We start from the raw sequence: 12,791 nt of genomic DNA on the forward strand, positions 1-12,791 counted from the left end.
TAACCGGAGTCAAGCGGGCAGGGCCCGCCGATGGTCCGGTCCTCGGAAAATGATGCTGAGTTTTCGGTTCCGGTTAAATGCCCGCGGCTTCGATCAGCGCCTCGACTTTGTCGGTTCTTTCCCAGGTGAAGGAATCCTCGTTGCGTCCGAAATGGCCGTAGGCCGCAGTCTGTTGATAAATCGGCTTCAACAGGCCCAGCATGGCGATCAGGCCTTTCGGTCTGAGATCGAAAATGTTTCTGACGATCTGCACCAGCCGGTCTTCGGCGATTTTGCCGGTGCCGAAGGTTTCGATGCTGATTGAGGTCGGTTCCGCCACGCCGATGGCATAGGAGACCTGAATTTCGCAGCGCTCCGCCAGGCCGGCGGCGACAATGTTTTTGGCGACGTACCGGCACATATAGGCGGCGGAGCGGTCGACTTTCGACGGATCCTTGCCCGAAAAAGCGCCGCCGCCGTGTCTGGCCATGCCGCCGTAGGTATCGACGATGATTTTGCGTCCGGTCAGGCCGCAATCTCCGACCGGTCCGCCGATCACGAACTGGCCGGTCGGATTGATGTAAAATTTGGTGTCCTTGTGCAGCCATTCCTTGGGCAGGACAGGCAGTATGATTTCATCCATGACCGCTTCGTGCAAGGCTTTATTGCTGATTTCGGGCGAGTGCTGGGTGGACAGCACGACGGCGTCTATCGCAACCGGCTTGTGATTTTCATAGCGGAAAGTGACCTGGCTTTTGGCGTCCGGACGCAGCCAGGACAACGTTTTGTTTTTGCGTACTTCGGCCTGGCGTTTTACCAGAAGATGGGAATAGGTAATCGGGGCCGGCATCAACACGTCGGTTTCATTGCTGGCGTAACCGAACATCAGGCCTTGGTCGCCTGCGCCTTGCTCGTGATTTTCGGATTCGTCGACGCCCATCGCGATGTCGGAGGACTGTTTGCCGATGGCGTTCAATACCGCGCAGCTTTGCCCGTCAAAACCGATGTCGCCGTGGTCATAGCCGATATCGCAAACGACTTTACGCACCAGTTCTTCCGTATCAACCCAGGCGTTCGTGGTAATTTCACCGGCCAGGATCACCATACCGGTTTTTACCAGGGTTTCGCAAGCCACTCTCGACTTCGGGTCCTGGGCCAGCAACGCGTCCAGCACCGCATCCGAAATTTGGTCAGCAATTTTATCCGGATGCCCTTCCGAAACTGATTCTGAGGTAAAAATAAAATTATTGCTCATGACATCGCCTATTTAGTATAAAACCCAAATAAATAAAAGGCTGCCAAGGCAGCCTTTCTATGAGTGGTGGGCCCTGTAGGACTTGAACCTACGACCTGCCGATTATGAGTCGGACGCTCTAACCAACTGAGCTAAGGGCCCCTGTGACTGTTTATTTATTCGCCGTCCAGGAAGCAGCGAAGCTGTTCCGATCTGGATGGGTGCCTCAGCTTTCTCAGGGCCTTGGCTTCGATTTGACGGATTCTTTCCCGGGTGACATCGAACTGTTTGCCGACTTCTTCCAGAGTATGGTCGGTGTTCATGTTGATGCCGAAACGCATGCGCAAGACTTTCGCTTCTCTTGCGGTAAGACCGGCCAACACGTTCTGCGTGGATTCCCGCAAGCCGGCAATTGTAGCAGATTCAACCGGAGATAGCACCCTGGCATCTTCGATAAAATCACCTAAATGCGAATCTTCGTCGTCGCCGATCGGAGTTTCCATCGAAATCGGTTCTTTTGCGATTTTCAACACCTTGCGCACTTTGTCTTCTGGCATTTCCATGCGTACCGCAAGTTCTTCCGGAGTCGCTTCCCGTCCGAGTTCCTGCAGGATCTGCCTGGATATCCGGTTCAATTTGTTGATCGTTTCGATCATGTGCACCGGGATGCGTATCGTTCTGGCCTGATCGGCGATCGAACGGGTAATGGCCTGCCGAATCCACCAGGTTGCGTACGTGGAAAACTTGTAGCCGCGGCGGTATTCGAATTTATCCACCGCTTTCATCAAACCGATGTTGCCTTCCTGAATCAGGTCAAGGAACTGCAAGCCGCGGTTGGTGTATTTTTTTGCAATCGAAATCACCAGCCTCAAGTTGGCTTCAATCATTTCCTTTTTGGCGCGTCTGGCTTTGGCTTCTCCGATCGACATGCGCCGGTTGATGTCTTTCAGACCGCTGATGGTGAGACCGTATTCCGCCTCGATGTCCGCCAGGATCTTTTGCGCCTTGCGTATTTCCTTTTCGTGAGAGCGCAAGGCTTCCGCATAGGGCTGTCCCTCGCTCAGGCAGTGGTCCAGCCAGGCGGAGTTGGCCTCATTCTCCGAGAACATGGCAATAAATTCCTGACGGGACATCTTTGCGTACTTGATGCAGATGTCCATGATCAGTTTTTCCTGTTCCCGAACTTTGGCGATTCCGTTCGGAATAATGGTCGTCATTTTTTTCAGATACTGAGGCGTCCATTTGAATTCCATGAATAAATCAGCCAGTTCTTCAAAGGACTTTTCCGTTTCCTCGCTGGAATAGCCGTGTTTCTTGATGGCGGACGAGGCTTTTTTCAGTTGTTTTCTAAGTCCTTCGACTTTCTCGCTGACCTCTTCATAATTGAGCCCCTTCAGTTCCTCGTCCGCCGCGCCCGCTTCTTCGACGGCTTCATTGGCGGCGACGGCGGCAAGATCTTCAGGTTCGCTCAAATCGACAAAGCCGGTGATTAGATCGGTCAGCCGGATGCCGCCTTCTTCTCCGGAAATGGAGTCATAGGATTGCAGAAAGTCTTCCACGACCATGCAGGAACGAGAGATTGCCTTAACCAGTTGTTGCTGGCCTTCTTCAATGCGCTTGGCGATTTTTAACTCATCGGAGCGCGTCAACAGCTCTACCGAACCCATTTCCCGCATGTACATGCGAACCGGGTCGGTCGTTCTGCCGAATTCACTGTCGACCGAGGCGAGAGCGGCGACTTCTTCCGCATCTTCGTCATCGGTAGTGACTGCGGCCGAGTCGGTGATCAGCGAGTCTTCATCGGGGGCGACTTCATAAACCTGAATGCCCATGTCGTTGATCATGGCGATGAAGTCTTCGATTTGCTCAGGATCAACAATGTCACTAGGCAAGTGATCATTCACCTCGGCATAGGTCAGAAAACCCTGGATTTTGCCTTTGGCTATCAATTGTTTAAGCTGGGATTGCTGTTGTTCTTGATTCATCATTCACTCACCGAATAAGGATTCAGCCGGACTAAACTGAACAGATAATTATACTATATAAATTTAAATTTTGGCATCACAATTATTTATGAGTATGAGCCAGAAGTTTTCGTAACAAGTCTTTTTCGCGCCTATCGAGTCCCGCGGATTGTTCCTTGGCCAATAATTTATCCAATACCGAAGATCTGGATTGGGCCAGGAGCCTATCCAGCGCATCGGAAAATTCGGCTTCAAGGCCGTCAGGCGGCACCAGTAAGGGTAAAAGGGCTAGGGCTTTGACGGATTTTTCTTCGGGTTTTTCCCGGAAAATCTCGAGCAGCGCGCCGGCAGTGGCCGGTGTGTTTGCGAGAACCGCGTGCAGGATATCTTTAAACAATTCCACGCCGGGAAAATCCAGCTCATTCCAGTCAATTTCCTTTTGTTCAATCAGTTCGACCAATCGAGGGTTCTGCACTAATAAGGCCAGAGCGGTCCGCGCGGAGGACGGTCTGCCTTTTTCTTGAAGTGGCTTGCGGTCATATTTTCGCTTAAGTTTAGCCGTATTCTCCGAAACATCCAGCGAACGATACTCCGTTAGCTCCCTGAGCCTCGCAAACATCATTTCCCGGAATATGCTTTGCGGCAATTTATCCAGATAGGGTTTGGCCCTGTTGACCAGTTGGGCCCGATCTTCCAGTCTGCTCAGGTTTAATTCCGACGAAAGCCGGGTAAAAAAATAGTCCGAAAGCGTTTCGGCTGCTTGCAAACGATTGGCGAACCCCGTCTCGCCTTCCTTGCGAATCAGGGAGTCGGGATCCTCGTTTTGCGGCAACAACATGATGCGTACCTGCCGGCCATCCCTTAGACAAGGAAAAATCGGTTCCATTGCCCGCCATGCCGCTTCCCGGCCGGCTTTGTCGCCGTCAAAGCACAATACCACTTCGCCGGTGAATCGAAACAGCAGTTCGAGATGTGCCTGGGAGGTGGCTGTTCCTAACGTGGCGACGGCGTAATGAATGCCGAACTGCGCCAGGGCGATGACATCCATATACCCTTCCACTACCAGAATCCTTTGGGGTTTGGAATTCTTGCGCAGCAGTTCGTACAGTCCGTATACTTCCCTGCCTTTCTGAAATAGGGGCGTTTCCGGAGAATTCAAGTACTTGGGCAAAGAATCGTCGAGAATGCGTCCGCCAAAGCCGATGACTCGTCCGCGTTTGTCTCGAATCGGGAACATGACTCGGCCCCGAAAACGGCCATAGAGATCGCCTTCTTCGTTCCTGCCCAGTAATCCGCAGGTTTGCAGACGTTGCGAATCGAACCGCTCTTGTAGTTTTTTCCATGCCAGAGGGGCATAACCGAGCACATAATCGGCGATTACCTCGCCTGAAACGCCGCGGTTTTGCAGATATCCCAGGGCTTTTTTTCCTTCCGGATGGGTATTCAATTGTTCGGTATAAAAAGCGGCCACCTGCTCCATGGTGCGGTAAAGCAGGGGTAAATCCCCTTTGTTGCCGGAGTCGGGTTTTTCAAAAGCCTCTCTCGGCACTTCCAGACCGGCAAAGGTTGCCAGATCCTCGACGGCTTCGACAAAATCCAGATGATTAAAATCCATCAGAAAGCTGATGGCATTGCCGCTGACGCCGCAACCGAAGCAGTGATAGAACTGTTTGTTCCGGTTGACGGAAAAGCTGGGGGTTTTTTCGGTATGAAAAGGGCAACGGGCTACATAATTTGCGCCCGTTTTTTTAAGAGGGACGTGGGTATCGATCAAATCGACCAGATCAACCCGAGCTAAAAGATCGTCAATAAAGGTGCGGGGAATTCTGCCGCCGGACATGGCCGATACCGGAACGGAAGCGCCTAAGCCGATAATGCAGCCTTGATTTTGTTGCTCACTGCCGACATATCGGCGCGCCCTTGCATTCTGGCTTTCAGCAAGCTCATAACTTTCCCCATGTCCTTGATCGACCCGGCGCCGGACTCGGCAATTGCCTCGTTGATCATTGCATCGATTTCCGCTTCGGTCAGGGCTTGCGGCAGGAATTCCTGGATTATTTTCGCCTCGGCCTCTTCCGCTTCCGCCAGATCAAGCCGGCCGGCGTCGGTAAACTGCCGGATGGATTCGCGCCGCTGTTTCAGCAGCTTGTCCAGCACCAGAATGGCTCGGTCGTTATCCACCGTAATCCGTTCATCGACTTCGACCTGCTTAATGGCGGCCAGAATCAAACGAATCACGCCCAGTCTGAATTTGTCGCCGCCTTTCATAGCGGCTTTCATGTCGTCCTTGATGCGATCCGTTATTGATGATTCCATCATGGCAGCCTTGTCAAACCGCAGGACGGCCGCGACGCAGATTTTTTAGCGCGTAGCGCTCTCTCGCCAGTTTCTTCAGGTGGCGCTTGACGGCAGCGGCGCCTTTGCGTTTGCGTTCCGAAGTGGGTTTTTCATAAAATTCGCGGCGGCGGACTTCGGCCAATACTCCGGCTTTCTCGCACGCGCGTTTAAAGCGGCGAATGGCGATATCGAAAGGTTCGTTTTCTTTGATTTTTACTGACGGCATTTATCGATCCAGATGTGTTAATATGTAAAGTTAAAAATTATGTACCATATAAACGTACGTAACTTTTAATTATACCATTTTTTTACCATTTTCAAAAACTCAATGTACGTTTTAGGTATAGAAACTTCCTGTGACGAAACGGGGGTCGCCGTTTATCACGATCAAAAAGGGCTGGTTATTCACTTATTATACAGTCAAGTCGAGATGCACAGCGATTATGGCGGCGTCGTTCCCGAACTGGCCTCGCGCGATCACATCCGCAAACTGGTGCCGTTGATCAAACAATCGCTCCGCGAAAGCCGGCTGGAAAGCAAGGATATCAACGGGATTGCCTATACCGCGGGTCCCGGATTGATGGGGGCCTTGCTGGTCGGCGCCGCCACGGCCCGAAGCCTGGCCTGGGCATGGCAAATTCCGGCGGTGGCCGTGCATCATATGGAAGGACACCTGTTGGCTCCGATGCTGGAACAAGATCCGCCGGATTTTCCTTTTGTCGCCTTGCTTATTTCCGGAGGTCATACCTTGCTGGTCTGGGTTCAAGGAATCGGTCGATACGAGGTGCTCGGAGAATCGCTGGATGACGCAGCGGGTGAAGCATTCGACAAAACGGCAAAGATGCTCGGTCTGGGGTATCCCGGAGGTCCTCGTTTAGCGGCTCTTGCCGAAGAAGGACGGCCGAAGATTCAGTTTCCGCGGCCGATGACCGACCGTCCCGGTCTGGACTTCAGTTTTAGCGGCTTGAAGACGCACGCGCTCAACGCGTTTCATGCCGGTGCGAAATGCGAGCAGGATAAAGCCGATATTGCGGCCGCCTTTCAAGAAGCGGTCGCCGATACCCTGGCCATAAAATGCAGAAGAGCCCTTCAACAGACCGGACTGAACAGGCTGGTGGTCGCCGGCGGAGTCAGCGCCAATCGCGCTATCCGAGGTGCCCTGGCGGTGATGGCGGAAAAGGAAAAGGCCCGCATTTATTTTCCCCGAACCGAATTTTGTACCGACAACGGCGCCATGATTGCCTATGCGGGATGTCAGCGCCTTCTGGCCGGTCAGCACCAAGGGTTGGATATTCTGGCCCGGCCGCGCTGGCCCATGAGTGATCTGGCTCCGGTTTGAAGAAGTTGCCAAAAGCCGCCGGCCGTTGCTTGATATGAATCGGCTCTTCCGAGCCGCGCTGAGTAGGCTGCCGGCAGTCGGCTAAGATTTATTCGGATTCTGCCGCCTCGGGCAATCGATGCTGAAACGCCGCACCGGATCGCCCAGCCTCAGCGCCGTCAGTTGCCCGCCCCAGAGACAGCCCGTGTCGATGGCATAACAGTTGTGTCCTTCGTAATACCCCAGGGACGACCAGTGGCCGCAGACAATCCGTAACTCCGAGTTTTTGCGGTTCGGCGCTTCGAACCAGGGCATCAGATGATCCGGTTGCGTTCCCGGCGGGCCGTTGTGATCGAAGTCCAGCCGCCCCTGTTCGTCGCAATAACGCATGCGGGTAAGGCAGTTGACAATGAAGCGCAGCCGGGCAATGCCTGTTAAATCGGGCGACCAGAGGCTGGGCTCGTTGCCGTACATCCGGCCGATAAAAACCTGATGATCCGGCGCTCGCAAGGCTTGTTCCGCCAGCCGGGCCATTTGTAAGGCTTGTTGCAAATCCCATTGCGGCGGCAGGCCGGCGTGGATCAGGCAGTAATTGTCGCTGTAATGAAGCAGCGGCCGATGCCTGAGCCAGTCGAGCAGCTCGTCCCGATCCGGCGCTTCGAGAACCGGGTCCAGCGAATTTTTTTTCCTGGCGATGGCCGGCGCCGAGGCGGCGGCCAGTAAATGCAGGTCGTGATTGCCCAGGACGGTGATGGCCGAATTGCCCAGCGATTTGACGAACCGCAAGGTTTCCAGCGATTTGGGTCCGCGATTGACCAGATCGCCGGTAAACCAGAGTTGATCGGCCTTGGGATCGAAAGAAACGGTCTCCAGGAGTCTCAGCAATTCATCGAAACAACCTTGAATGTCGCCGATGGCATAAATGGCCATAAATCAGTGCAGGGTTCTTGGTATCGACAGGGTAAAGCGAGGGATGCGAGCGCTGAAATTATCACCCTCGTCCGAGCGCATAAGGTATTCCCCCTGCATGGTACCGACCGGAGTCTCAATCATCGCGCCGCTGGTATAACAAAAGGATTCGCCCGGTTTCAGATAGGGCTGCTCGCCGATGACGCCGTCCCCTCTGACCTCCTGGACCTTGCCGTTGGCATCGGTGATCAGCCAGTGGCGAGTCAGCAAGCGGGCCGGAACGGCGCCTGCGTTGGTGATCGTGATCGTATAGGAAAAGACGTAACGGCCCTGATCCGGAGCCGATTGAGCGGCTACGAACTGGGGAACGGCTTCGACCAATATTTTGTTTTTTTCGCTCATTCTTGGACCACAATAAATGATATTATGACTATTTCATCGTAACTTTTTGCTAAACGCAAGCGGCTATTGACAGCTTTTAAGAATATAAGAGGGAACTATTGGGGCTTAGGTCCTCTCGGAAAGGAAGTTTTTACAGTGCAGGGAAAAGGCTATTTGAAAATTTTCGGTGCGCTGGCCTGTTCTGCGCAAAGAGTTGTCGATTTTTAGCCGAATGCTCAAGCCGTTTTGTCCAATACGGCTAAAATCCGTTCAAGGTTGAGACGATTTCAATCCAGATAGAGAATATAGAAGGGTAAGACATTGCATATTCACATTTTAGGTATTTGCGGAACCTTCATGGGCGGTTTGGCCGTCATCGCCCGGCAGATGGGGCATCGCGTCAGCGGATCGGATCAAAACGTGTATCCTCCGATGAGTACGCAATTGGCGGAGCAGGGCATTCATCTGATGGAAGGTTACCGGGCGGAAAACCTCGACGACCGGCCGGATCTGATCATTATCGGCAATGCTCTGTCGCGGGGAAATCCTGAAGTCGAAGCCGTGCTCGACCGGGGCCTGCGTTATGTTTCCGGTCCCCAGTGGCTGTCGGAACATGTGTTGCAGGACCGCTGGGTATTGGGCGTTGCCGGAACTCACGGCAAAACCACAACGGCCAGCATGCTGAGTTGGGTACTGGAGCGGCAGGGCTTGAAACCGGGCTTTCTGATCGGCGGCATCCCTCTGAATTTCGGCGTTTCGGCAAGACTCGGGGAGTCGCCGTTTTTTGTCGTGGAAGCCGATGAATACGATTCTGCGTTTTTCGACAAGCGTTCGAAATTTGTCCATTACCGGCCGCGCACCGCCGTGCTGAACAACCTCGAGTTCGACCATGCCGACATTTTTCCCGATCTGGACGCGATCAAGCGCCAATTTCATCATTTGATAAGAACCGTTCCGGCGAGCGGACTGATCGTCCGTCCCGATATCGACGCCAATATCCAGGACGTGCTGTCGATGGGCTGCTGGACTCCGGTGGTGCAAACCTCGATTAACGGCAAGGCTTTCTGGAACGCGGAACTGCACAAGGACGACGGCAGCCGGTTCTCGGTTCTGCGCGAAAATGAGCTGCAAGGCACGGTCGAATGGTCCCTGACGGGCCTGCACAACGTTTACAATGCCCTTTCGTCGATTGCCGCGGCAGAGCATGCCGGCGTCGATCCGCAAGATGCGATTGCTGCTTTGAATCAATTCAAAAACGTCAAACGCCGCATGGAGGTGATCGGAAAGATCAACGGAGTGACCCTCTACGACGACTTCGCTCACCATCCGACGGCCATCGAAACGACGCTGGACGGGCTGCGCAAGCAGGTGGGCGAAGAACGCATCATCGCCATCGTCGAACCCCGCTCGAATACCATGCGTTTGGGCGTCCATACCGAAACTCTGGCAAAATCCTTGAATCACGCCGATCATGCCATTATTTTTCAGCCGGACAATCTGGCCTGGGATTTAACCGGACTGAAAAACTATGCGCAAAACATCGAAATTTGCCGCTCTCTCGAGGAGATCATCGGCAAACTCAAGCTGGAGGCCCGTTACGGGGGGCACTTCGTGCTGATGAGCAACGGCAGTTTCGGCGGAATTTACCAACGTCTGCTGAATGAACTTCGCTGACTCTCAGCGTTCCGATTCAAACGATATTATTAAGGAAGGTCTTATTTTGCTCGAAAGAACACTTCGTATCGCCACCCGCCAAAGTCCTCTGGCGTTATGGCAGGCTGAATACGTTGCAGCCAGGCTGGAAAGTCTATTTCCGGAAATCAAAACAACGCTGGTGAAAATGGTGACGCGCGGCGATAAACTGCTCGATGCACCGTTAGCCAAAGTGGGAGGCAAAGGGTTATTCGTCAAGGAACTGGAGCAAGGCATGCTGGAAGGCTCCGCCGATATTGCCGTGCATTCGATGAAGGATGTGCCGGTGGCGTTCCCGGAAGGTTTGCATCTGGCGGCAATTTTATCCCGGGAAGATCCGACCGATGCGCTGGTTTCCACTCGATACGCTTCACTGGATGAGCTGCCGGCCGACGCCAGGATAGGAACTTCCAGCTTGCGCCGGCAATGCCAGATCAAGGAGCGCTTCCCCGAGGCGGAGATTTTATCGCTCCGGGGCAATGTCAACACCCGCCTGAACAAGCTCGATGCCGGCGAATACGACGCGATCGTCCTGGCTTCGGCCGGGCTGAAACGGCTGGGGATGGCGGACCGTATCCGGCAGCGCCTCGATGCCTCCGTCAGCCTGCCGGCGATCGGTCAGGGCGCCATCGGCATCGAATGCAGGGTCCAGGACGAGGAGCTCAATCGGCTGCTCGGCGCTTTGCACGATCGGGACACCGGCATCTGCGTCGCGGCGGAAAGAGCGATGAACAGCCGGTTGAACGGAGGCTGCCAGGTGCCCATCGCGGGTTTTGCAGAAATTCTGGAAGGACGGTTGTTCCTGCGCGGACTCGTCGGCAAGCCCGACGGCAGCATTTTATACCGCAGTGAACGGTGGGGCGACCTCGAACAGGCCGAAGAGATTGGCCGGCTGGTTGCCGAAGATCTGTTGCGCCAGGGCGCGGATAAAATTCTGGAATCCTTGTTTTCCTGATGAACGTATTGAAAGGCAGGCGGGTATTGGTTACCCGCCCCGCGCATCAGGCGGACCATCTCTGCCGGATCATCGAGGATCATGGCGGGCAGGCCATCCGGTTGCCGGCCATCGAAATTACAGCGTGCGAGGGCTTGCCCGAGGCCGGCGCACTGCTCGAGAAACTGGAAAAGTTCCAGTGGCTTGTTTTTATTAGTGCAAATGCAGTAAATTTTGCTCTCCGTGCGATTAATGGCAAAATAGATCAATTGCATGCCGTGAAGATTGCCGCCATCGGAAGAGCGACGGCAACCGCCCTGGCGGCGGCCGGCATGACTGTGGCCTTGCTTTCCGAAACCGGTTTTGACAGCGAAGCGCTGCTGGCCATGCCCGAGCTTCAGAGCGTGGACGGCCAGCGGTTTTTAATCGTACGCGGTTGTAGCGGCCGTGAAGAATTGGCCCACACTTTGCGCAGCAGAGGGGCATACGTTGAATATCTGGACGTTTATCGTCGCTTGATTCCCGCCGTCGACTGTTCATCGGTCAGGGAAATGCTGAATCAAAACCGTCTGGACATGGTTACCGTGACCAGCGGCGAGACCTTGCAGAACTTGTTGGCGATGCTCGGGGATGCCTGTCTTGAACGCGTGGCTGCGTTGCCGTTGGTGACGGTGAGCGAGCGGATCGCCCGGATCGCTGCCGACAAGGGATTTAAACAAGTTGTTGTAGCAGACAGTCCGACCGACATATCAATTCTTGAGACAGTAATAAAATGTACTACAGGTGAACAGAGTGGCCGAAGAGATTGAACAAATAGAGAAGGATTCAGCAGACAGCAAAAAATCCCGCCGGTCGCGGAGCGGATTCTGGTTTGGCGTCATTATTCTTCTTGTCGTTATCGGCATAGCGGGGGCCGGCTATTATCTGCTCATGCAGCTTAGGGAACGGCAGACCAATTTGGGCGGCGAGGTGAAAGGCGAGCTATCCAAAAAAGTTGCCGATTATCAGTCGCAACTGAGCGCCATTCAGTCTCAACTGTCGACCATAGAATCCACTATTGCCGGCAAGGACGCGCATTACACCAAGGCCCTGGACGATTATGCAAAGCTTCATAATGAAAGGCTCGATAATCTCCGCAAGGAAATGAGCGACTCCATTGAGCATTTGCAACGCCAGTTGGGCAAGACGAGAGGGGACTGGCTGATTGCCGACGCCGAATACCTGCTCAGCGTTGCCAATGAGAGACTGCATCTCATCGGCGACGTCAATACCAGCCGGGAAGCGTTGGAAGCTGCGGATCAACGGTTGCGGGAAAGCGGCGACGCAGCGGTATTCAAGGTGCGCGAAGAGGTGGCCAAAGAGATTGCAGCGCTTAAAAACGTTCCGGTTCCCGATATTGTCGGACTGTTCGGCTCCGTCCAGGCGCTTCAGGGCCAGGTTGACCAACTGGCCCTGATTTTGCCTTATTCCGGAAAAACTTTGGCCCCGCCGGCCAAGGAAAAAGAGGAGAAGCCGGGAGCGGAAGGCAAAACCGATCAAGGCTCCGGTCTGGTGGATTCCGCGCTCAACGAACTGGAAGACATTGTCACCATCCGGCGCACCGATCAACCGGTCGAAGAAATTTTGACGCCTCAGCAGGTCCAGTTCGTTCGTGAACAGTTACGCGTCAAGCTGGAAATGATAAAGATTGCGCTGGTTCAGCAAAACGAAGCCATTTTTCATGCCAGCGTGCAGGATGCAAAAGCATGGACGGAGAAAAACTTTACCCAGATTGGCGAGAATCAAAAGTTCATCAACGAACTGAACCGGTTGAGCGAAACGAAAATACGGAGCCATTTTCCCGACATCAGCGCGTCGTTGAAAATGCTTAGGGACATCACCAAACTCAGGATCGAATCGGACAAAGCCATGGCCTCGCCGCCGGAAGCTCCGGCGGTGACCAATGCGCCGGCCCCCATGGAATCCGCCCCGCCGGCGCCGGCAGCAGCACCCGCCGCGCCCGCACCAGCCGCCGCAGTTCCGTCAGAAAAGCAATAACAGAGT

Annotated in this window: 12 protein-coding genes and 1 tRNA gene; 5 read left to right on the forward strand and 8 right to left on the reverse strand. The window is 54.2% G+C overall.

Annotation, left to right across the window (positions count from 1 at the left end):
- Nucleotides 1-73: 73 nt before the first annotated feature.
- The 6 genes from metK to rpsU all read right to left on the reverse strand — a co-directional run bounded on the left by metK (nucleotide 74) and on the right by rpsU (nucleotide 5,740).
- Complete coding sequence (gene metK, locus A3OW_RS0121860) at nucleotides 74-1,234, reverse strand: methionine adenosyltransferase (protein WP_020565593.1); 1,161 nt, start codon at nucleotides 1,232-1,234, stop codon at nucleotides 74-76.
- A 64-nt stretch (nucleotides 1,235-1,298) separates the two neighbouring features.
- Nucleotides 1,299-1,375: transfer RNA gene (locus A3OW_RS0121865), tRNA-Ile, on the reverse strand.
- 14 nt (nucleotides 1,376-1,389) lie between these two features.
- Nucleotides 1,390-3,198 carry an RNA polymerase sigma factor RpoD gene (gene rpoD / locus A3OW_RS0121870; RefSeq protein ID WP_026223831.1) on the reverse strand — a complete coding sequence of 603 codons (1,809 nt, stop codon included), beginning with the start codon at nucleotides 3,196-3,198 and terminating at the stop codon, nucleotides 1,390-1,392.
- Between the two features lie 82 nt (nucleotides 3,199-3,280).
- On the reverse strand, nucleotides 3,281-5,017 hold the full coding sequence (dnaG, locus tag A3OW_RS0121875; protein ID WP_020565595.1) for a DNA primase: 1,737 nt from the start codon (nucleotides 5,015-5,017) through the stop codon (nucleotides 3,281-3,283).
- 23 nt (nucleotides 5,018-5,040) lie between these two features.
- A complete protein-coding gene (locus tag A3OW_RS0121880; RefSeq protein ID WP_020565596.1) occupies nucleotides 5,041-5,493 on the reverse strand; it encodes a GatB/YqeY domain-containing protein in 453 nt (150 codons plus the stop codon).
- A 13-nt stretch (nucleotides 5,494-5,506) separates the two neighbouring features.
- Nucleotides 5,507-5,740, reverse strand: coding sequence for a 30S ribosomal protein S21 (rpsU, locus tag A3OW_RS0121885; RefSeq protein ID WP_020565597.1), 234 nt, complete (start codon nucleotides 5,738-5,740; stop codon nucleotides 5,507-5,509).
- Nucleotides 5,741-5,842: 102 nt separating this feature from the next.
- On the opposite strand from rpsU, the gene tsaD reads away from it, so the two are divergent.
- Nucleotides 5,843-6,853: a tRNA (adenosine(37)-N6)-threonylcarbamoyltransferase complex transferase subunit TsaD gene (gene tsaD / locus A3OW_RS0121890; RefSeq protein ID WP_020565598.1), complete on the forward strand. Its 1,011-nt coding sequence runs from the start codon at nucleotides 5,843-5,845 to the stop codon at nucleotides 6,851-6,853.
- 81 nt (nucleotides 6,854-6,934) lie between these two features.
- On the opposite strand, the gene A3OW_RS0121895 is transcribed toward tsaD, so the two are convergent.
- Both A3OW_RS0121895 and apaG read right to left on the reverse strand, forming a co-directional pair.
- Nucleotides 6,935-7,762, reverse strand: a complete 828-nt coding sequence (locus A3OW_RS0121895; RefSeq protein WP_020565599.1) for a symmetrical bis(5'-nucleosyl)-tetraphosphatase — start codon at nucleotides 7,760-7,762, stop codon at nucleotides 6,935-6,937.
- 3 nt (nucleotides 7,763-7,765) lie between these two features.
- Complete coding sequence (apaG, locus tag A3OW_RS0121900) at nucleotides 7,766-8,143, reverse strand: Co2+/Mg2+ efflux protein ApaG (RefSeq protein ID WP_020565600.1); 378 nt, start codon at nucleotides 8,141-8,143, stop codon at nucleotides 7,766-7,768.
- 300 nt (nucleotides 8,144-8,443) lie between these two features.
- On the opposite strand from apaG, the gene mpl reads away from it, so the two are divergent.
- Genes mpl through A3OW_RS25645 form a run of 4 tightly spaced genes read left to right on the forward strand, consistent with a single transcriptional unit; the run spans nucleotide 8,444 to nucleotide 12,785 of the window.
- Nucleotides 8,444-9,796, forward strand: coding sequence for a UDP-N-acetylmuramate:L-alanyl-gamma-D-glutamyl-meso-diaminopimelate ligase (gene mpl, locus A3OW_RS0121905; RefSeq protein WP_026223832.1), 1,353 nt, complete (start codon nucleotides 8,444-8,446; stop codon nucleotides 9,794-9,796).
- Entirely contained in the window at nucleotides 9,783-10,769 is a 987-nt protein-coding gene (gene hemC, locus A3OW_RS0121910) for a hydroxymethylbilane synthase (protein WP_020565602.1), read from the forward strand. Before mpl ends, hemC begins: the two co-directional genes overlap by 14 nt.
- Entirely contained in the window at nucleotides 10,769-11,557 is a 789-nt protein-coding gene (locus A3OW_RS0121915) for a uroporphyrinogen-III synthase (protein ID WP_020565603.1), read from the forward strand. The genes hemC and A3OW_RS0121915 overlap by 1 nt, the downstream gene beginning before the upstream one ends.
- On the forward strand, nucleotides 11,541-12,785 hold the full coding sequence (locus A3OW_RS25645; RefSeq protein ID WP_020565604.1) for a uroporphyrinogen-III C-methyltransferase: 1,245 nt from the start codon (nucleotides 11,541-11,543) through the stop codon (nucleotides 12,783-12,785). Before A3OW_RS0121915 ends, A3OW_RS25645 begins: the two co-directional genes overlap by 17 nt.
- Nucleotides 12,786-12,791 lie beyond the last annotated feature (6 nt).

Source organism: Methylosarcina fibrata AML-C10 (genome assembly GCF_000372865.1).
Classification (GTDB): Bacteria; Pseudomonadota; Gammaproteobacteria; order Methylococcales; family Methylomonadaceae; genus Methylosarcina; species Methylosarcina fibrata.

What these genes read in the sequence shown, in the direction of transcription:
- rpoD (WP_026223831.1), bottom strand. Translation starts at nt 3,198, where the DNA reads ATGAATCAAGAACAACAGCAATCCCAGCTTAAACAATTGATAGCCAAA.
- A3OW_RS0121915 (WP_020565603.1), top strand. Translation starts at nt 10,769, where the DNA reads ATGAACGTATTGAAAGGCAGGCGGGTATTGGTTACCCGCCCCGCGCAT.
- dnaG (WP_020565595.1), bottom strand. Translation starts at nt 5,017, where the DNA reads ATGTCCGGCGGCAGAATTCCCCGCACCTTTATTGACGATCTTTTAGCT.
- A3OW_RS0121895 (WP_020565599.1), bottom strand. Translation starts at nt 7,762, where the DNA reads ATGGCCATTTATGCCATCGGCGACATTCAAGGTTGTTTCGATGAATTG.
- hemC (WP_020565602.1), top strand. Translation starts at nt 9,783, where the DNA reads ATGAACTTCGCTGACTCTCAGCGTTCCGATTCAAACGATATTATTAAG.
- A3OW_RS0121880 (WP_020565596.1), bottom strand. Translation starts at nt 5,493, where the DNA reads ATGGAATCATCAATAACGGATCGCATCAAGGACGACATGAAAGCCGCT.
- apaG (WP_020565600.1), bottom strand. Translation starts at nt 8,143, where the DNA reads ATGAGCGAAAAAAACAAAATATTGGTCGAAGCCGTTCCCCAGTTCGTA.
- metK (WP_020565593.1), bottom strand. Translation starts at nt 1,234, where the DNA reads ATGAGCAATAATTTTATTTTTACCTCAGAATCAGTTTCGGAAGGGCAT.
- rpsU (WP_020565597.1), bottom strand. Translation starts at nt 5,740, where the DNA reads ATGCCGTCAGTAAAAATCAAAGAAAACGAACCTTTCGATATCGCCATT.
- tsaD (WP_020565598.1), top strand. Translation starts at nt 5,843, where the DNA reads ATGTACGTTTTAGGTATAGAAACTTCCTGTGACGAAACGGGGGTCGCC.